Raw genomic sequence first — 17,635 nt, 5'->3', positions numbered from 1 at the left:
GCACCATGTACGATGAACTGAGCGTCTACGACACCCTGCAGCGCGATTTCCCGCTGCAGCCGCGGCCCTACCAGGCGCTGGCCGGCAAGCTCGGCCTGTGCGAGCACACGCTGCTGAGCCTGCTGGCGCGCGACCTGGGCAGCGGGCGCATCAGCCGCGTCGGCGCCGTGTTCGCGCCCAACGTGATCGGCGTCAGCACGCTGGCGGCGCTGTCCGTGCCGCCGGCCCAGCTGGACCGCGTGGCGGCGCGCGTCAGCGCCTGCGCGGCGGTCAGCCACAACTATGCGCGCAGCGGCCACCCGTACAACCTGTGGTTCGTCGCGGGTGCGCGCGAGCGTCGCATGCTCGATGTCACGCTGGCGTCGATCGGGGACATGACCGGCCTGGCGCCGCTGGACCTGCCGATGGCCCGCGAGTATCACATCGACCTCGGCTTCCCGCTCGCGCGCCCGGGCAGCGCACGCGCCCGCCGCGCTGCCAGCGCGGCCGCTCCCGCCGCTCCCGCCGCGCCTGTCGCCCTGGACGATGACGACTGGCGCCTGGTGGCCGCACTGGAAGCCGGCCTGCCGCTGACGCCGCGCCCGTTCCACGCACTGGCAGCGCAAGCGCGGATGGCGATGCCTCAGGTCCTGGAGCGGCTGACGCGCTGGTCCGCGCAGGGCGTGATCCGGCGCCTGGGCGTGGTGCTGCAGCATGGGCGCTTCGGCTTCGGCCACAACGCCATGTGCGTGTGGGATGTGCCCGACGCACACGTGGACGCCATCGGCATGCGGCTGGCCCGGCAGGCGCGCGTGACCCTGTGCTACCGCCGCGCGCGCCGGCTGCCCGACTGGCCCTACAACCTGTTTGCGATGGTCCATGCGCGCAATGCGCAGGACTTGCAGCCCGCGCTGGCGCGCATCCATGCCACCGCCGGGCTGGAACATGCGCCCGGGACCGTGCTGGTCGGCACGCGCTGCTACAAGCAGCGCGGCACACGCTATGCCATGCAGGTGTCGGCATGACCGGTGCAATCGCCGCACTCGACCCGCTCGACCGCCGCATCATCAACGCGCTGCAGCGCGGGCTGCCGCTGGTGCCGCATCCGTATGCCGAAGCCGCGTCGGCCCTCGGCATCACCGAGACCGAACTGCTGGAGCGGCTGCGCGCACTGCTTGCCGCGGGCGTGCTGACGCGCTTCGGCCCGCTCTACCAGATCGAGCGCGCAGGCGGAAGCTTCGTGCTGTGCGCCTGCCATGCGCCCGCCGCACGGATGGACGCCGTGATCGCCGCCATCAACGCGCACCCCGAGGTCGCCCACCACTACGCGCGCACCCATCACCTGAACCTGTGGTTCGTGCTGGCGGTGGCGAGGCGGGGAGATGTCGCGCCGGTACTCGCGCGCATTGCGGCGGCGGCCGGCGTCGAGATCCTGCCGTTCCCCAAGGAACGCGAGTTCTTCGTCAACCTCTACCTGCCCGCCTGATGCCCGAGCCTGTCGATCCCGTCGACCTGGCGCTGATCCGCGCCACGCAAGCAGGACTGCCGCTGGTGCCGGCGCCCTACGCGGCAGTGGCCGGCGCACTCGGCCTGACCGAGCAGGAAGTGATTGCGCGGCTCGCCGCGATGCAGGCGCGCGGCGTGCTGCGCCGTATCGGCGCCGTTCCCAACCACTACCGGCTGGGCTGGCGCGCCAACGGCATGACCGTGTGGGACGTGGACGATGCGTGCATCGACACGCTGGGCCAGCGCATCGGCGCCCTGCCCTTCGTCAGCCATTGCTATTGCCGTCCGCGCCACTTGCCGCATTGGCCCTACAACCTGTTCGCGATGGTCCATGCGCGCTCCCGCGAAGACGCCGCGCCGCAGGTTGCCGTGATCGCGGCACTGCTTGGCGACGCCTGCCGCGCGCACGACGTGCTGTGGTCCACCCGCATCCTCAAGAAAACCGGGCTGCGCCTGCCGCCGCCCGGCCCAGACCAATAGGAAACCCCGCCCATGTTCCGCCTGTCCCGCTTCATGGAAGCCCTGCGCGATGCCGGCCCGGTGCCGCCGCCGCGCAAGCCCGCCGGCCCGGTGGTGATCTGGAACCTGATCCGCCGCTGCAACCTCAACTGCCGGCACTGCTATGCCACCTCCGCCGACACGGACTTCAAGGGCGAGCTGGACACCGCCGAGGCGCTGCGCGTGCTCGATCAGTTGCGCGATGCGCGCGTACCCGCGCTGATCCTGTCCGGGGGCGAACCGCTGCTGCGGCCGGACCTCTACGAGATTGCCGCACGGGCGCGCGCGCTCGGCTTCCACCTGTCGCTGTCGTCCAACGGCACGCTGCTTGATGCAGCGCATGCCGCGCGGCTAGCGGCGGCGGGCTTCGACTACGTCGGCGTCAGCGTGGACGGCCTGCCCGCCACGCACGACCGCTTCCGCCGCAGCGACGGCGCCTTTGCGCAGGCGCTGACGGGCCTGCGCATTGCGCGCGCGGCCGGTCTGCGCGTGGGCGTGCGCATGACGCTGACCGAAGCCAACGCGGCACAACTGCCCGACCTGGTGGCGCTGACCGAGCGCGAGGGCATCGACAAGTTCTACCTGTCGCACTTCAACTATGCTGGCCGTGCACGCAGCCATCGCGCCGAAGACGCGCACCATGCGCGCACCCGCGCCGCGCTCGACTGGCTGTTCGACCACGTCTGGCAGCGCACGCAGCAGGGCCATGCGGGCGACTTCGTCACCGGCAACAACGATGCGGATGGCGTGTACCTGCTGTACTGGATCGCCAGGCACTTGCCGCACCGCCTGGCGGATATGCGCCAGCGGCTGGAACACTGGGGCGGCAACGCCACCGGGGTCGGCGTGGCCAATATCGACAACCTCGGCAATGTCCATCCCGACACGATGTGGTGGCAGGTGACCGTGGGCAATGTGCGCGAGCGGCCGTTCGGCGAGATCTGGGCCAGCCGCGCCGATCCGCTGATGGCGGGCCTGGCCAGCAAGCCGCGTCCGCTGCAGGGGCGTTGCTCAGGCTGCGCATATCGCGCCATCTGCAACGGCAATACCCGGGTGCGCGCCTTTGCGCTGACAGGCAACGCCTGGGCGGAAGACCCGGGCTGCTACCTGAGCGATGCCGAGATCGCGCATGCGCCGGGCACGGAGGTCGCGGCATGAAGACTGTGCTCCGATGGCTGGTCACCCTGGCCCTTGCCGGCGCCGCGCAGGCCGCCATGGCCGCCGACCCCGCGGCGCTCTACAGCCAGCACTGCGCCGCCTGCCATGGCGCCGACCGCCTCGGCGCCATGGGCCCCGCGCTGCTGCCGGAAAGCCTGGAGCGCTGGCGCGCCGGCGAACTTGACCAGGTGCTGCATGATGGGCGCGCCGCCACGCAGATGCCGGAATTCGCCGCCACGCTGGCCGAGCCTGACTTGCAGGCCCTGGCGCGCTGGCTGCGCACGGCACCCGCAGCCACGCCGCAATGGAGCGCGGAGGCCATCCGCGCCAGCCATATCGTCCACCACGCCCCCGGCAGCCTGCCGGCGCGGCCGGTGTTCAGCGCCGATCCGCACAACCTGTTCGTGGTAGTGGAGGCCGGCAGCCATCATATGACCGTGCTCGACGGGGACCGGCTGGCACCGGTCCATCGCTTTGCCACCCGTTTTGCGCTGCACGGCGGCCCCAAGTTCAGCCGCGACGGCCGCTATGTCTACCTGGCCAGCCGCGATGGCTGGGTCAGCAAGTACGACCTGTGGAACCTGGCCTATGTGGCGGAGATCCGGGTCGGCGTGAACACGCGCAACGTCGCCGTCAGCGATGATGGCCGCTGGGTGCTGGCCGGCAATACGCTGCCGCGCACGCTGGTGCTGCTCAATGCCGACGACCTGTCGCTGGCGCGGGTGATCGAGGTGAAGGGGCGCAATGGCGAGGCCTCGCGCGTCTCCGCCGTCTACGACGCCGCGCCGCGCCACAGCTTTATTGCCGCGCTGAAGGATATCGCCGAGGTCTGGGAGATTCCGTATGCCGATGCGGCCGGTGCGCCGCTGCCGGCGCTGGCCCCGCGCGTGGTGGTGCTGGACGACGTGCTCGACGACTTCTTCTTCGATCAGTCCTATCGCCATATCCTGGGCGCTTCGCGCAAGGGTGGCGGCCAGGTGATCGACCTGCTGCAGGGCCGCAAGGTCGCGGCGCTTGCGCTTGGCGGCATGCCGCACCTGGGCAGCGGCATCACCTGGCAGCGCGATGGCCGTGAAGTGATGGCCTCGCCCGACCTCGGGCAAGGCCGCATCACGGTGATCGACATGCAGGACTGGCACACGGTCTCCACCATACCGACCAACGGTCCGGGCTTCTTCCTGCGCAGCCATGAAAACACCCCCTACGCCTGGGCCGACGCCATGATGAGCCCGAAGCGCGACACGCTGCAGGTGATCGACAAGCAAGGCCTGCGGGTGGTCGGCAGCGTCACGCCGAGCCCGGGGCGCACCGCTGCCCACGTCGAATTCACGCGCGACGGGCGCTACGCGCTGGTCAGCCTGATGGAGCGCGACGGCGCCATCGTGGTCTACGACGCGGCCACCTTGCAGGAGGTCAGGCGCCTGCCGATGGACAAGCCCATCGGCAAGTACAACGTCTTCAACAAGACCACGCGCTCGGCCGGCACCAGCCACTGAGCCGGCGTGGTGATGCCCCCCATTGCAGGAGCCCGAGATGAACCCCCCCCTGAAACCCGGCAAGGTCTGGCTGGTCGGCGTCGGCCCCGGCAGCCCGGACCTGGTCACGGTACGCGCCATGCGCGCGCTGGCCGCGGCCGAGGTCTGGCTGGTCGATGACCTGGTCGCGCCGGAGATGTCCTGCTATGCCAGTCCCGGCACCCATGTTGAGTGGGTCGGCAAGCGCGGCGGGCGCTGCTCGGTCAGCCAGGAACGCATCCAGCAGCTGACGCTGCAGCATGCGCTGGACGGGCGCAGCGTGGCGCGCGTCAAGGGCGGCGATCCGCTGCTGTTCGGGCGCGGCGGCGAAGAGGCCGCCTTCCTGCGCGGCCACGGCGTGGCCGTCGAGATCGTCAATGGCATCAGCAGCGGCATGGCCGCCGCGCAGGCACTGGGGATTGCGCTGACGCACCGCGCGCACTGCCACGGCGTGACCTTCGTAACCGGCCATACCAGCGCGCACGGCTCGCCCGACTGGCAGGCGCTGGTGCGTGGCGGCACCACGCTGGTGATCTATATGGGCATGAGCCGGCTCGCGGCGATCCGCGACGGCTTGCTGGCGGCGGGGATGCGCAGCGACATGCCGGCGGCGGTGGTGATGCATGCCGGCAGCGAGCAGGCACGCAGCTGGGCCGGCTCGCTCGGCACGCTCGCCGAAGCGCTCGCGGAGGGGCTGGCCAGCCCGGCCGTGGTACTGGTGGGTGAGGTGGTTGGAGACACGCTGCAAGCGGTGCAAGCGGTGGTGTCGGACGCCGGCTCGCTGGCCGCGTAGCGTCGGCTTCCGGCAAGTTCTACCGAGTTCTGGGGACCCGATTGTGTGCTCCCTTCTCCCGCTTGCGGGAGAGGGGAGCACACCCACAGCATGCGAATGCTGTCAGCAATCGCGCAGTGCACTCAGCTCAATACGGCAACCCCACATAGTTCTCCGCCAACACCCGCGACGCAGCCTCCGACCCCACCAAATAGTCCAGCTCCGCCTGCTGCATCCGCAACGAGAACGCATCCGCATCCGGAAACCGGTGCAACAGCGAAGTCATCCACCACGAGAAACGCTCAGCCTTCCACACACGCTGCAGGCAACGCGCGGAATAGCCATCGAGGCCGCTGGCATCGGCATGGCGGTAACGGGCTTCAAAGCCTTCGGACAACGCCAGCACATCACTGGCCGCCAGGTTCAACCCCTTGGCCCCGGTAGGCGGCACGATATGCGCCGCGTCGCCCGCCAGGAACAGCCGGCCAAAACGCATCGGCTCGCACACAAAGCTGCGCAGCGGCGCAATGCTTTTCTCGATGCTGGGCCCGGTCACCAGCGCGCTTGCCGTCTGCGGATCGAGCCGGCTGCGCAGCTCCTGCCAGAAGCGCTCGTCTGACCAGTCTTCCACGCGCTCGCTAGCCGCCACCTGCACGTAGTAGCGGCTGCGGTGGCGCGAACGCATGCTGCACAGCGCGAAGCCGCGCTCATGGCTGGCATAGACCAGCTCATCGGCAACGGGGGGCGTCTCCGACAACAGCCCCAGCCAGCCAAACGGATAGACCCGCTCGAACACCTGCCGCGCCGCCGCCGGCACGCTCTCGCGGCAGATGCCGTGAAAACCGTCGCAGCCGGCGATGTAGTCGCAGGCCACCTCGTGCATGGCGCCATCCTTGCGATAGCGCACCGACGGCGTGCTGCCGTCGAAACCGTGCACGCTCACCTCCTGCGCTTCATAGACGGTGGGGGTGTCATCGGCGCGGCGCGCATCCATCAGGTCGCGCGTGACCTCGGTCTGCCCGTACACCGTGACGCTGCGCCCGATCAGCGCATGCAGGTCGATATGATGGCGCTGCCCGCCGTACGACAGGGCGATGCCGTGGTGGACCAGGCCTTCCGCATGCAGCCGCCCGGCCACGCCGGCGCGTTCCAGCGCGTCGACGGTGACGCTCTCCAGGATGCCCGCGCGGATGCGGCCAAGCACGTATTCGGGACTGCGTTGTTCGATGATGATGTTGTCGATGCCGGCGCGTGTCAGCAACTGGCCGAGCAGCAGGCCGGCCGGGCCGGCGCCGATGATGGCAACCTGGGTGCGCATGTCTTGTCTCCTTGTGGGTATCGGTCTTCTGCCGCTAAAGATAGTCGGCGCAGACCCGCCAAGGAATGGACAGATCGAACCAATGACAGGACAATCGGAACATCGATGGTAAACACCTAAGCCACCGTGAAACCTGTCCCGACGTACTCGCTGTATGGCATCAATCCCTCAGAACTGCTGGAAAACCAGCTTCATTTCGAATCCATTGCCGCACGCAGCCGCCTGCACGGATGGGAGATCAAGCCCCATCGGCATGATCGATTCCTGCAAATTCTGTACATTCACTCAGGCGCCGGCGAAGCCCTGCTGGAGGAGCGGCGCGAACGGCTGCGCAGCGGTTCGCTGGTAACGATGCCGCCACGGCACATCCACGGCTTTGTCTTCACGCCGGACACCGACGGCATGGTCGTGACCATGACCGACAGCCACCTGCGCACACTGCTGGCGGGTGTGCCGGATGCGCTACCGCTGTTCGCCGATCCGCGCCACGACCGCGTGCGCCGGGGCCACGCGCTGGCCGATACGCTGGCACTGGTTCGTGGCGAGATGGAAGCTGTGTCCGCCTGGCGCGGGGCGTCGCTGTCGGCATTGCTGACGCTGCTGCTGATCGGCATCGCGCGGCTGGCCAATGCCGCCGCGCCGGCCGCGGCGCGCAGCGACAGCCGGCCCGCGCGGCATTTCCGGCTGTTCCAGCAGCTGCTCGAATCCGACTATCGTGAGCACAAGGACATCACGCACTATGCAGGCGCCATCGGCATCACACCCACGCAGCTCAACCGCGTGTGCCGCCAGGCTTGCGGGCAGTCGGCCCTGCAGATGATCCACGCGCGCGTGCTGGCCGAGGCGCAGCGCGACCTGCTGTTCAGCGACCTGGAGGTCAAGCACATCGCACTGTCGCTCGGGTTCGCTGACGCGGCCTACTTCTCGCGCTTCTTTGCGCGGCTGGTAGGGCAGGCGCCGACTGAGTTCCGGCAGTCGGGGCGTGCGCGGCTGCCGGCATTTGCGATGCCACCGCCCGCGGATGCGGCGGGCTGACCGCTCAGCCTGCCTGGTCGATTTCGGCGAACACCTCCTCGGCCAGGTGAAATGCCGAGTTCGCCGCCGGCACGCCGCAATAGATCGCGGCCTGCAGCAGCACCTCCTTGATCTCGTCGCGCGTCACGCCGTTGTTGGCGGCGGCGCGCAGATGCAGCTTAAGCTCCTCCGCGCGGTTCAGCGCCACCATCATGGCGATCGTCAGCAGGCTGCGCGTATGCCGCGGCAGGCCTTCGCGCGTCCAGATCTCACCCCAGGCATAGCGCGTGATTAGGCTCTGGAACTCCTCGTTGAGCGGTGTCAGCCGCGCGAGCGACCGGTCCACGTGCGCACTGCCCAGCACCTCGCGCCGCACGGCAAGGCCAGCGTCGTAGCGCGCATGATCATCGGTCACCGGCAGCCGGCCGCGCACGAAATCGAGCAGCGCTGCCGTGAAGCGGCCGGGCTGCTCGAAGCTGGAAATATGCGCGGCGGGCAGTTCGACAAAGCGGGCGCCGGGAATCGCGTCGGCCAGCGCGCGGCCTTCCTGCGCGCTGGTTGACGGGTCCTGGCTGCCGGCGATAACCAGCACGGGCACCGTTATCGACGCCACCGACTCGCGGAAATCGGCGTCGCGCACGGCCGCGCAACTGGCCGCATAGCCGCGCGGATCGAGCCCGGCGAGCACATCGCGCAGGCCGTCCAGCGCGCGCTCCGCCGTGGCGGCAAACCCCGGCGTGAACCAGCGCTCGACCGAAGGCGCGACCATCACGGCCATGCCTTCGCGCAGCACGGTGTCGATGCGGGAATTCCAGCCGTCGGCATTGCCGATCTTCGCGGCGGTATTGGCCAGCACGATATGCGAGAACCGCTGCGGCGCATGGATGCCCAGCCACATCCCGGTGAGCCCGCCCATCGACAGGCCACAGAACACCGCCTGCCCGATCCCCAGCGCATCCAGGATGGCGATGACGTCCTGCCCGAGCTGCGCCACGGTAAAGGCATCGCCCGGTGCGGTCGAGCGGCCGTGGCCGCGGGTGTCGTAGCGCACCACGCGAAAGCGCCCTGCCAGCGCGGCGGCCTGCGGCTCCCACATGGTGTGGTCGGTGCCGAGCGAGTTCGAGAACAGGATGGCCGGCGCGGACTCAGGGCCGTCAACGGTGTAGAAGAGCCGGGCACCGGCGTGGTCGAGGTAGGGCAATGCAGTCTCCTTGGGGGCGCGGCCGGCGGCGTGACCGGCGCGTCGTGATAGTTCCGGGCTCAGGGCAGTTTCAGGACAGGCGCGCCACCAGTGCGGATTGCCAGGCCTGCACGGCAGCGTCCGCAAAGGCCGCGGACTGGCCCGCGTAGTTGGCGGGGTCGGCAAGGCGATCCAGCGCGGCGTCATCGAGCAGGCCGGCATGGGCCGGGTCGGATTGCAGCGTACTGGCCAGCGCGTCACGCAGGCTGGTGCCGTCGGCCACCGCACGTTGCGAGGCGCGTTCCACCAGATGGTGCGCCGGCAGCCGGCCGATCCTGCTGCCAAGTTCAAGCATCGCCGCCTCGCCGAGGATCAGGCCATGGGTGAGGCCGAGGTTGGCGCGCATGCGCGCCGCATCGACCTGCAGCCCCGCCACGACCTCACCCATCTGGCGCAGCGCGCCGGCGGCCAGCGTCACGATCTGCGGCAGTGTGTCCCACTCGGCCTGCCAGCCCCCCAGGGCACGCTCATGTTCCTGCACCATGCCCGCCAGCATCGTCGCCACCAGCGGCGGCACGCGCACCGCGGCCGTCAGCACCGCCGCGCAGCCGACCGGGTTGCGCTTGTGCGGCATGGTGCTGGAGCCGCCGCGGCCGGGGCCGGCAGGCTCGGCCACTTCCGCCACTTCGGTCTGCATCATCAGCGAGATATCGCGCGCCATCTTGCCGAGCGTGCCGGTCATCATGCCCAGTGTGGTGGCGATCTCGACCATGCGGTCGCGATGCGCGTGCCACGGCAGCACGGGCGCGGCCAGGTCCAGTTCGCGGGCCAGCGCGGCGGTCACCGCGGGTGCCGCATTGCCAAGGCTGGCGAGCGTGCCGGCGGCGCCGCCGAACTGCAGCACGCGGGCCTGGGCACGGGTGGTATCGAGACGGCCGAGATCGCGGCGCAGCGCATCGAGCCAGCCCGCGGCCTTGAGGCCGAAGCTGGCCGGCAATGCATGCTGCAGCCAGGTGCGCGCGACCATCGGCGTGGCCCGATGCGCCGAAGCCAGCGCGGCGCAGGCTGCGCCCAGGCGCACCAGGTCGGCATCCAGCGCGCGCAGCGCGTCGCCGGCCTGGAGCACCAGTGCGGTGTCGATGATGTCCTGGCTGGTGGCGCCCCAGTGGACAAAGCGCGCCGCCTCGGCATCGCGCGCGGCCACGGCGGCGGTCAGTTGCCTGACGAAGGGAATGGCGAGATTGCCGGCGGCGACGGCGGCTTGCGCAAGCGCGTCGCGGTTAATGATGCCGGGGTCGCGGCAGACGTCGGAGATCACGGCAGCGGCCGCGGCAGGGATCACGCCGCTGTCGGCTTCGGCGCGCGCGAGCGCGGCCTCCACGGCAAGCATGCGCTGCACCGTGCCGGCGTCGGAGAAAATGTCCAGCACGGCCGGGCTGCCGGACATGGGATCGGTGAGACGCGAAGCGGTTGGCATTGGGGGCGATGGGTAGCGTTGAGTGGCCGTGACATCGACGGCCACCCGATTATGCGTCTGTTGCCGGCAGCGGGGTCTTCAGATATCGAAGAACACTGTCTCGGCCTGCCCCTGCAGCGCCACGTCCCAGCGCAGCGTACCGTTGCCGGCATCGCTGGCAACCAGCGTGCCGCGGCGCTCGGCGGGGACCAGCGCCAACACGGCATCGGCGGCATTGGCCGCCGCTTCGTCCGGGAAGTACATGCGCGTGGCCACATGCCTGACCAGGCCGCGCATGAACACCGACACCATGATGTGCGGCGCCTGCGGCCGTCCGTCCGGGCCCGGCACGGCGCCCGGCTTGACGGTGACAAAGCGGAACGAGCCGTCGGCCTCGGTCGGCACACGGCCGAAGCCGGTGAAGCCGGGCACCAGCGGCAGTTCGCGGGTGTCTTCAGGATGGCGGTAGCGGCCGGCAGGGTTGGCCTGCCAGATCTCGACCATGCCGTCCGGCACGGGCTCGCCGTCGCCGTCGGTCACGCGGCCTTCGATCACGATGCGCTGGCCGGCCAGTTCCGGGGCGCTGGCGGTCAGGTCGGCGCAGTTCAGGCCGCTCAGGCCGATATGGAGATAAGGGCCGACGGTCTGGGATGCGGTGGCGTAAAGCATGGTCTTACTCCATCGGCGTGGCATCGCGGCCACGCAGCACGATATCGAAACGGTAGCCGAGCGCGTATTCGGGCTGGGTGGTCTCCCAGTCGAAGGCGGCGATCAGGCGGTTGCGCGCTTTCTCGTCCGGCACGCAGTTGAAGATCGGGTCGAACGGCAGCAGGGGATCGCCGGGGAAGTACATCTGCGTCACCAGGCGCGTGGCGTAGGCATTGCCGAACAGCGAGAAGTGGATGTGCTGCGGCCGCCAGGCGTTGTGGTGGTTGCGCCAGGGATAGGCGCCGGGCTTGATGGTCTTGAACTGGTAGTGCCCGTTGGCGTCGGTCACGGCGCGGCCCTCGCCCGAGAAATGCGGGTCGAGCGGGGCGTCGTGCTGGTCGCGCTTGTGCAGGTAGCGGCCGGCGGCGTTGGCCTGCCAGACCTCGACCAGCGCATTCGGCACCGGCCGGCCGTTCTCGTCGAGCACGCGGCCGGTCACGAGGATGCGCTCGCCGATGGGCTCGCCGCCGTTGCCGGCGGTGAGGTCGTTGTCACCGTCGCGGACGAACTCGGCGCCGAAGGTCGGACCGGTCACTTCAGACAGCGACTGCGGCAGCGCAACCAGCGGTTGGCCCGGCGAGCGCTTCTGCGTCGAGGCATAGGGATCGAAGCGGTATTCGGGTTGGGTGTCCCAGTAGGGACGACGGTACTGGGCAAGTCGGGTCATCGCGCAGTCTCCTTGTCATTGGAATGGCTTGACTTTAAACAGCACATAAAGTCATGTAAATTAAGATTACATCGAAATACGATAACTTTTAGGCATGAAACCACAGGCACCTCCCGCGCTCGAAATCTTCCGCAATCGCGTGCGGCTGCGGCACCTTTATTGCTTCGTGGCGGTATCGCAGACCCAGCACCTGGGCCGCGCCGCCGAACGCCTGGGCCTGACCCAGCCGGCCGTCTCCAAGACACTGAGCGAGCTCGAGGAACTGGCCGGCACCCGTTTGCTGGTGCGGCAGCGGGCCGGCACCGAACTGACCACCGCCGGCACGCGCTTCCTGCGCCACGCGCTGCGCATCCTCGCGGATATCGATGCCGCGGCGGACAGCATGGCCGGCGCGGATGCACTGCCGCAAGAGCGCATCCGGCTGGGTGCGCTGCCGAGCGTGGTGCCGGCCGTGCTGACCGACGCCCTGCTGCGTTTTCGCGCCGCGCATCCCGAAGTCGGCCTTGCCGTGCAGACCGGCATGAACCGCAACCTTATCGACCAGCTCAAGGCGGATGTGCTCGACCTGGTCATTGGCCGGATGGATGACCCGGTGGCCATGGAGAGCCTATGGTTCGAGTCCCTGGGCCCGGACTCGCTGGCACTGGCGGTTCGTCCCGGGCATCCCCTCGCCGCCGTATCGCGGCCAACCCTGGTTGACGCACTGGCGTGGCCGCTGGTGATTCCGGCCGCGGGCTCGATTCCCCGCCACAACACGGAAAGCCTGCTCGCCCGGCACGGCCTGCCCCTGCCGGGCGGATGCGTGGAAACCTCGGACGCCTATCTCGGACGGCTGCTGGCCCGGCAGAGCGACAGCGTGTGGGCCGCGCCGCTCTCCGCAACCCGGCGCGCGGTATCCGAGGGGGAGCTGGCGCTGCTGCCGATCGATACGCAGGGCACCGAGGAACCGATCGGCCTGCTGCGGCACGGCGACCGCACGCTCACACCGATGGCCGAGGCGCTGGCGAACTGCATTCGCGCCGCGGCCCAGCCTGATGCCGCTCAGTGACTTGCCACGCTTGCGCTGCCATTGACCGAGTCCGAGTCGGCGGCAGCCGCGGTGCGGCTGCTGAAATGCTTCACCAGCAGTGCACCGGCGGCCAGGAACGCCGGCACGGTGAGCAGCGTAAAGATCGTGTCGAAGCCAAGGTGCAGGCGCAGCAGTTCGGCACCGAGCAGCGCACCGGTGATGCCGCCGAAGCGGCCGATGCCAAGCATCCAGGCAACGCCGGTAGCGCGGCCCTGCGTCGGGTAAAAGGCCGCGGCCAGCGAAGGCATCGATGACTGGGCACCGTTCATGGCCGTACCGGCGAGGAAGATCAGCACGCCCAGCAGCACCTGGCTGCCGGTGCCGTGGCCTACTGCGTAGATCAGCACGCCGGTTGCGGCGTAGGTGATGGCGATGACCTTGTTCGGATTGAAGCGGTCCATGAACCAGCCGGCCGCGATGGTGCCGATGCCGCCACCGAGCGGAAACAGCGCCGTCAGGAATGACGCGTGCTGGATCGAAAAACCGGCGTCCTTCATCAGCGTCGGCATCCAGCTCGTCAGCAGGTAGAAGATGACGAGGCCCATGAAGTAAGTGGACCACAGCATCGCCGAGCCCAGGCGATAGCCGGGGGCCAGCACGGTGCCGATCGCGGATCGGGTCGCAGGGGCCTGCTCGCCGATGATGAAGGTGCTGGCTTCGGGCAGGTCTGCGCCGGTCACGCGCCGCAGCACCTTGCAAATCTGGTCGGCCGGATACTTGCGCAGGACCATGTAGCGCACGGACTCGGGCAACAGCACCACCAGCAACAGCGCGAGCGCAAGTGGCACGATGCCGCCAAGCAGCAGCACGCTATGCCAGCCGAAGTGCGGAATCATCGCGGCGGCGACAAAGCCTCCGGCCGCGGAACCCAGCGGAAAGCCGCAGAACATGGTGTTCACCAGCACCGCACGGCGGCGTTGCGGCGCGAACTCCGATGTCAGCGTCACGGCATTGGGCATGGCGGCGCCCAGGCCAAGGCCGGTCAGGAAGCGCCAGACCGTGAGCCAGCCCAGCGTGGGCGCAAACGCGGTGGCGAGACTGCAGGCGCCAAAGAAGAAGACTGACAGCACCAGCACCTTCTTGCGGCCGACCCGATCAGCCAGCGGACCGGCGAAGATCGCACCGAAGGCAAGACCGAACAGGGCCGCGCTCATGACGGGCCCGAGGGCTGCTTTCTCGATCCCCCAGTCCTGCACCAGCGCCGGCGCGATATAGCCCATTGCCGCGGTATCGAAGCCGTCAACGGCCACAATCAGGAAGCACAGGCCAAGAATGAGCCACTGGTAACCAGTGAACCGCTGGCCGTCGATCAAGGCCTGGACGTCTGCGACGCCGCCTTTGGTTTGGGTGGGATGTTGCACTGCTGTCTCCGTTTGCCTGGAAATCGCACTAGCCGTCCTGCAGGCCGGACATGCGATTTTGTTCTAATTGCGAACTGATGTTCTCCAATTGAACGAAATCTTAGGCAGCAGGCATTGCGACCCAGAATTAGCGTTAACCCGGCGGGAAATTGGCCGTCCAGCGTGGGGGCTTTCACCGGAACGAGCCATTTTTGTGGAACCAGATTGAACATCTGGGTAAGCGGAGAGTGCTTTCTATCAGGAAACCGGCTGGTCGTGAAATTTACTAGCAGACTAGCCGTGCGGCATTTCGGCGGCATAACGAAATTTCATGTAAAGAGCGCCAACTCTCAATTTACATTCCGAAACCCACGACCTATAGTCTCGCCCCCGGCGTGCCGAGCCGATGCAATCCTGCGGCGACGTGCCCGTCCAACGTCTCACGACACGCGGCGCGGCAAGCCGCCGGCCCAACCGAATCCATCCGATCATGCAACGCGTGCTTCTCATCCTTGGCTGCCTGCTGATCGCAGCCGCCGCTGCCTGGCCCTGGCTGTCGAAGCTGCCGTTCGGGCGGCTGCCCGGCGATATCCATATCGTCCGGGACGGGTTCAGCTTCTACTTTCCGATCACGACCTGCATCCTGGTGTCGGTGCTGGTGTCGGTCGTGATCTGGATCTTCCGGCGCTGAGCACCGCGAGGCGGACTAGGCTTGCGCTTCGGTCCGGAATACCGCCACCGCCCGCTGCATATGCAGCGCCTGCTCCTGCAGCGACTGCGCCGCCGCGGCGGCCTCCTCCACCAGCGCGGCGTTCTGCTGCGTGACCTGGTCCATCTGCGTCACCGCCTGGTTGACCTGGGCGATGCCGCTGCTCTGCTCGCGCGACGCATGGCTGATCTCATCCATCATCGCTGTCACGCGGCCGATGGCGGCAACGGTGTTCTCCATGGTCGCGGCAACGTCCAGCGCCAGCGTGTTGCCCGACGCCACGCGCTGCGCCGATTGCGAGATCAGCGTGCGGATCTCCTTGGCCGAGCTGCCGGCGCGCTGCGCCAGCCCGCGCACTTCGGTCGCCACCACCGCGAAGCCGCGGCCGGCCTCGCCCGCGCGCGCGGCCTCCACCGCCGCGTTCAGCGCCAGGATATTGGTCTGGAAGGCGATGCCGTCGATCACCGCGATGATGTCGACGATGCGCCGCGAATCGGCCTCGATCTCCTGCATGGTCTGCTGCATCCGCCCGACCGCGTCGCCGCCGGCGCGCGCCACGTCAGACGCCTCGCGCGCCAGCTCGCTGGCCTGGCCGGCATTGCTGGCGTTCTGCTGCACGGTGGCCGTCAGCTGCTCCATGCTGGCCGCGGTCTGCTCCAGCGACGAGGCCTGCTCCTCGGTGCGCTGCGACAGGTCGATATTGCCCTGCGCGATATCGCCCGCCGCCGCCAGCACGTTGTGCGCGCCGGCCTTGGTGTCGCCGATCAGCGCGCGCCAGCTGTCCACCAGCGACAGCAGGTGCCGCTTGATCTCGCTCAGTTCGTCGCGCCCGCGCACCGCGATGCGCAGGGTCAGGTCACCCGCGTTGATGCGCTCGACCATCTCAGCGACCTGCCGCACGTCGCCGCGCATGCCGCGGCTGAAGCCGATGAACAGGTAGAACGCGGCGGCCACGGTCACCAGCGCAATGCCCGCCAGCAACACGAACTGCCTTTCCTGCACCGCGACACGCTGTGCCAGCATGGCGCCCGCGACCTCGGCAAACGCCTTGTTGGCGGCAGCCACGCCTTCGATGGCCGCGGTGGCCTCGTCGAAATATGTCCTGGCATCGATGTCGATGCCGGTCGCGCCCAGCATCCGGACCTTGAGCGTGCGATGGAAGTTGTCCATCGCGGCGAGCCGCGCCAGCGCGGCGTCGATGCGCGGCCGGTACGCCGGTGCCGCGTTCCCGACGCGCGCGATGTCGCGCCGCACCGTTTCCAGCCCGTCGTGGATCTGCTCGGCGAGCGCGCCCAGGCCCGCCTGCTGCGCGGCATCGGCATAGCCGCCCTGAGCGATGATGCCGGCCCCGCGGCCGCGCGCCAGCGCGCTCAGCTCAGCCAGGCGCGGCATCGGTCCCACCAGCAGGTTGATCAGGTAGTACGAGCCCGCTTCACTGTCCAGTGCGAGTTGCGAGCGCTCGGCCAAGTCGCCGATAAACACCTGCGTCTGCCGCACCAGCGCGCTGTGGCGCTCGAACAGCGGCCCGGCCGTGGTGTCCAGGCCCAGCCCGCGCAGATGCTGCCAGTCCTGCTCCAGCTTGCGCGCCCCCGCTGCCAGTTCGAAGGCAGGATTTTCCGCGATGCTGCGCGTCAGCCCCGCCAGGCCGGCCGCGGCCTTGTTGTCGGCCGCATCGAAGGTGGCACGAAAGGCTGTATTGCCCGACAACACCGCATTGGCAGCGCCGCGCCGGACCTGGGTCTCGCGCATGAAGTCGAGCGCATGCCCGACCACGGCGAGCCCCCGCGCTTCATCGCCGGTGGTGCGGATCAATCGCGCCGCATCGCTCAGCACCACGTACATGGCGCCGCATAGCGGCACCAGGAACAGCACGGCTATGAGCGCGAGCTTGCGGTTGATATTCAGGCGCGCCATCAGGCGCTCGGCGGGAAGGAAAATGGGAGTCATGGCGGTCGCGGAACTTGGCTTGGTTTTCCTCCTATCGGCCTTGATTTGCAGGCCTGAAGCACGGATTGCGAAGGTCTTGATAATGCGCAAATCCAGTGCAGAAAACGCGCTGAAGTGGGGCAGAAGGCACGGGTTACGGGCAGTGTCGGCACCGCTGCCTACCCGCGTGCACCGAAGACGTGTGGGGTATCGGGCAGGGGCGTCTGCGTGTTCTGCAGCACGACCTCGTTACGATAGAAGGTGCGCAGCGCCAGCCATGGCAGGCCCTCAAGGTCTTCCGGCCGGCGTGGCAGCGGCTTGCCCTCAAACAGCGACGGTGCGGCAAAGACCGCGCGCGGCACGTCGGCGAGCCGCACCGCCACCACGCCGGGTTCATGCTCCTCGCCCACATGGATCGCGCAATCGATAGCCTCGGCGATGAAATCCGGGGTGCGGTCATGCAGCAGCCATTCCACCGAGACGTCGGTGTACTGCTGCAGGAAGCCGGCCAGCGGGCCGACTAGCAGCTCCTGCCCGAAAGCGTGCGGCACCACCACCCGCAGCGTGCCTGCCGGCGCATGCCCGACCCCGCGCACGTCGGCCTCGAACATGGTCCAGTCGGCCACCAGTTCCTTGGCACGCTCATAGCAGCGCTCGCCGTCCTCGGTCAGCTTCATCGCATGCGTGGAGCGCTGCAGCAGGCGCACGCCGAGCAGCCGCTCCAGCGTCTGCAGGCGCCGGCTGACGGTGCGCTGGGTCGTCTGCAGCTGCGCTGCCGCGATCGACAGGCTGCCGGCCTCGACGATGCGCACAAAGGTCTG

At 68.7% G+C, this 17,635-nt stretch carries 16 protein-coding genes and 1 pseudogene; 9 read left to right on the top strand and 8 right to left on the bottom strand.

All coding sequences use genetic code 11. From position 1 onward, the window contains the following. Nucleotides 1–5: 5 nt before the first annotated feature. The 6 genes from ahbB (AC3WLE_RS08675) to cobA are packed head-to-tail and all read left to right on the top strand — an operon-like array spanning nucleotide 6 to nucleotide 5,448. On the top strand, nucleotides 6–1,004 hold the full coding sequence (ahbB, locus tag AC3WLE_RS08675) for a siroheme decarboxylase subunit beta (protein ID WP_492352216.1): 999 nt from the start codon (nucleotides 6–8) through the stop codon (nucleotides 1,002–1,004). After that, a complete protein-coding gene (locus AC3WLE_RS08670; RefSeq protein ID WP_492318383.1) occupies nucleotides 1,001–1,465 on the top strand; it encodes an Lrp/AsnC family transcriptional regulator in 465 nt (154 codons plus the stop codon). The genes ahbB (AC3WLE_RS08675) and AC3WLE_RS08670 overlap by 4 nt, the downstream gene beginning before the upstream one ends. Then, nucleotides 1,465–1,965 (top strand): siroheme decarboxylase subunit beta, encoded by a 501-nt coding sequence (gene ahbB / locus AC3WLE_RS08665; protein ID WP_492318382.1) that lies wholly within the window; start codon nucleotides 1,465–1,467, stop codon nucleotides 1,963–1,965. The genes AC3WLE_RS08670 and ahbB (AC3WLE_RS08665) overlap by 1 nt, the downstream gene beginning before the upstream one ends. Before the next feature lie 12 nt (nucleotides 1,966–1,977). Then, entirely contained in the window at nucleotides 1,978–3,141 is a 1,164-nt protein-coding gene (nirJ, locus tag AC3WLE_RS08660; RefSeq protein WP_492352217.1) for a heme d1 biosynthesis radical SAM protein NirJ, read from the top strand. Next, a complete protein-coding gene (locus AC3WLE_RS08655) occupies nucleotides 3,138–4,637 on the top strand; it encodes a cytochrome D1 domain-containing protein (protein ID WP_492356719.1) in 1,500 nt (499 codons plus the stop codon). The genes nirJ and AC3WLE_RS08655 overlap by 4 nt, the downstream gene beginning before the upstream one ends. 37 nt (nucleotides 4,638–4,674) lie before the next feature. Continuing rightward, nucleotides 4,675–5,448 carry a uroporphyrinogen-III C-methyltransferase gene (gene cobA, locus AC3WLE_RS08650; RefSeq protein ID WP_492356720.1) on the top strand — a complete coding sequence of 258 codons (774 nt, stop codon included), beginning with the start codon at nucleotides 4,675–4,677 and terminating at the stop codon, nucleotides 5,446–5,448. 127 nt (nucleotides 5,449–5,575) lie between these two features. Here the strand turns inward: cobA and pobA are convergent, their stop codons facing one another. After that, nucleotides 5,576–6,745, bottom strand: a complete 1,170-nt coding sequence (gene pobA / locus AC3WLE_RS08645; RefSeq protein ID WP_492318378.1) for a 4-hydroxybenzoate 3-monooxygenase — start codon at nucleotides 6,743–6,745, stop codon at nucleotides 5,576–5,578. A gap of 126 nt (nucleotides 6,746–6,871) precedes the next feature. Here pobA and AC3WLE_RS08640 point away from each other — a divergent pair, with 126 nt between their 5' ends. Beyond that, nucleotides 6,872–7,780, top strand: a complete 909-nt coding sequence (locus AC3WLE_RS08640; protein ID WP_492356721.1) for a helix-turn-helix domain-containing protein — start codon at nucleotides 6,872–6,874, stop codon at nucleotides 7,778–7,780. 4 nt (nucleotides 7,781–7,784) lie between these two features. Here the strand turns inward: AC3WLE_RS08640 and pcaDC are convergent, their stop codons facing one another. From pcaDC to pcaH, 4 genes are all read right to left on the bottom strand, one after another. Continuing rightward, nucleotides 7,785–8,960 (bottom strand): bifunctional 3-oxoadipate enol-lactonase/4-carboxymuconolactone decarboxylase PcaDC, encoded by a 1,176-nt coding sequence (pcaDC, locus tag AC3WLE_RS08635; RefSeq protein ID WP_492318376.1) that lies wholly within the window; start codon nucleotides 8,958–8,960, stop codon nucleotides 7,785–7,787. Between the two features lie 70 nt (nucleotides 8,961–9,030). Then, nucleotides 9,031–10,416, bottom strand: coding sequence for a 3-carboxy-cis,cis-muconate cycloisomerase (locus tag AC3WLE_RS08630; protein WP_492356722.1), 1,386 nt, complete (start codon nucleotides 10,414–10,416; stop codon nucleotides 9,031–9,033). A 78-nt stretch (nucleotides 10,417–10,494) separates the two neighbouring features. Continuing rightward, nucleotides 10,495–11,064 (bottom strand): protocatechuate 3,4-dioxygenase subunit alpha, encoded by a 570-nt coding sequence (gene pcaG, locus AC3WLE_RS08625; RefSeq protein WP_492318374.1) that lies wholly within the window; start codon nucleotides 11,062–11,064, stop codon nucleotides 10,495–10,497. A 4-nt stretch (nucleotides 11,065–11,068) separates the two neighbouring features. Then, a complete protein-coding gene (gene pcaH, locus AC3WLE_RS08620) occupies nucleotides 11,069–11,770 on the bottom strand; it encodes a protocatechuate 3,4-dioxygenase subunit beta (protein WP_492356723.1) in 702 nt (233 codons plus the stop codon). A 94-nt stretch (nucleotides 11,771–11,864) separates the two neighbouring features. Between pcaH and AC3WLE_RS08615 the strand changes: the two genes are divergently transcribed. Beyond that, nucleotides 11,865–12,818 (top strand): LysR substrate-binding domain-containing protein, encoded by a 954-nt coding sequence (locus tag AC3WLE_RS08615; protein WP_492356724.1) that lies wholly within the window; start codon nucleotides 11,865–11,867, stop codon nucleotides 12,816–12,818. Here the strand turns inward: AC3WLE_RS08615 and AC3WLE_RS08610 are convergent. Beyond that, entirely contained in the window at nucleotides 12,812–14,200 is a 1,389-nt protein-coding gene (locus AC3WLE_RS08610; RefSeq protein ID WP_492356725.1) for an MFS transporter, read from the bottom strand. The two genes, AC3WLE_RS08615 and AC3WLE_RS08610, sit on opposite strands and share 7 nt — an antisense overlap. 469 nt (nucleotides 14,201–14,669) lie before the next feature. On the opposite strand from AC3WLE_RS08610, the gene AC3WLE_RS08605 reads away from it, so the two are divergent. Beyond that, nucleotides 14,670–14,870, top strand: a complete 201-nt coding sequence (locus AC3WLE_RS08605) for a DUF2905 domain-containing protein (RefSeq protein WP_492356726.1) — start codon at nucleotides 14,670–14,672, stop codon at nucleotides 14,868–14,870. Between the two features lie 15 nt (nucleotides 14,871–14,885). On the opposite strand, the gene AC3WLE_RS08600 is transcribed toward AC3WLE_RS08605, so the two are convergent. Together AC3WLE_RS08600 and AC3WLE_RS08595 are read right to left on the bottom strand one after the other, a co-directional pair. After that, nucleotides 14,886–16,835 carry a methyl-accepting chemotaxis protein gene (locus AC3WLE_RS08600; protein WP_492318370.1) on the bottom strand — a complete coding sequence of 650 codons (1,950 nt, stop codon included), beginning with the start codon at nucleotides 16,833–16,835 and terminating at the stop codon, nucleotides 14,886–14,888. A gap of 200 nt (nucleotides 16,836–17,035) precedes the next feature. After that, nucleotides 17,036–17,635 (bottom strand): annotated as a pseudogene (locus AC3WLE_RS08595) (LysR family transcriptional regulator); the annotation flags it as partial.

This window comes from Cupriavidus sp. FW306-1B-F12B, assembly GCF_058781795.1.
The sequence above is the reverse complement of the archived record's forward strand: the minus strand, read 5'-3'. Positions and strand labels throughout refer to the sequence as shown.

Bases quoted from the DNA above. Each gene is read 5' to 3' on its own strand.
- AC3WLE_RS08600 (WP_492318370.1), bottom strand. From the start codon at position 16,835: ATGACTCCCATTTTCCTTCCCGCCGAGCGCCTGATGGCGCGCCTGAAT.
- nirJ (WP_492352217.1), top strand. From the start codon at position 1,978: ATGTTCCGCCTGTCCCGCTTCATGGAAGCCCTGCGCGATGCCGGCCCG.
- pcaG (WP_492318374.1), bottom strand. From the start codon at position 11,064: ATGCTTTACGCCACCGCATCCCAGACCGTCGGCCCTTATCTCCATATC.
- AC3WLE_RS08655 (WP_492356719.1), top strand. From the start codon at position 3,138: ATGAAGACTGTGCTCCGATGGCTGGTCACCCTGGCCCTTGCCGGCGCC.
- ahbB (WP_492318382.1), top strand. From the start codon at position 1,465: ATGCCCGAGCCTGTCGATCCCGTCGACCTGGCGCTGATCCGCGCCACG.
- AC3WLE_RS08670 (WP_492318383.1), top strand. From the start codon at position 1,001: ATGACCGGTGCAATCGCCGCACTCGACCCGCTCGACCGCCGCATCATC.
- pcaH (WP_492356723.1), bottom strand. From the start codon at position 11,770: ATGACCCGACTTGCCCAGTACCGTCGTCCCTACTGGGACACCCAACCC.
- AC3WLE_RS08605 (WP_492356726.1), top strand. From the start codon at position 14,670: ATGCAACGCGTGCTTCTCATCCTTGGCTGCCTGCTGATCGCAGCCGCC.
- AC3WLE_RS08615 (WP_492356724.1), top strand. From the start codon at position 11,865: ATGAAACCACAGGCACCTCCCGCGCTCGAAATCTTCCGCAATCGCGTG.
- ahbB (WP_492352216.1), top strand. From the start codon at position 6: ATGTACGATGAACTGAGCGTCTACGACACCCTGCAGCGCGATTTCCCG.
- pobA (WP_492318378.1), bottom strand. From the start codon at position 6,745: ATGCGCACCCAGGTTGCCATCATCGGCGCCGGCCCGGCCGGCCTGCTG.
- AC3WLE_RS08630 (WP_492356722.1), bottom strand. From the start codon at position 10,416: ATGCCAACCGCTTCGCGTCTCACCGATCCCATGTCCGGCAGCCCGGCC.
- cobA (WP_492356720.1), top strand. From the start codon at position 4,675: ATGAACCCCCCCCTGAAACCCGGCAAGGTCTGGCTGGTCGGCGTCGGC.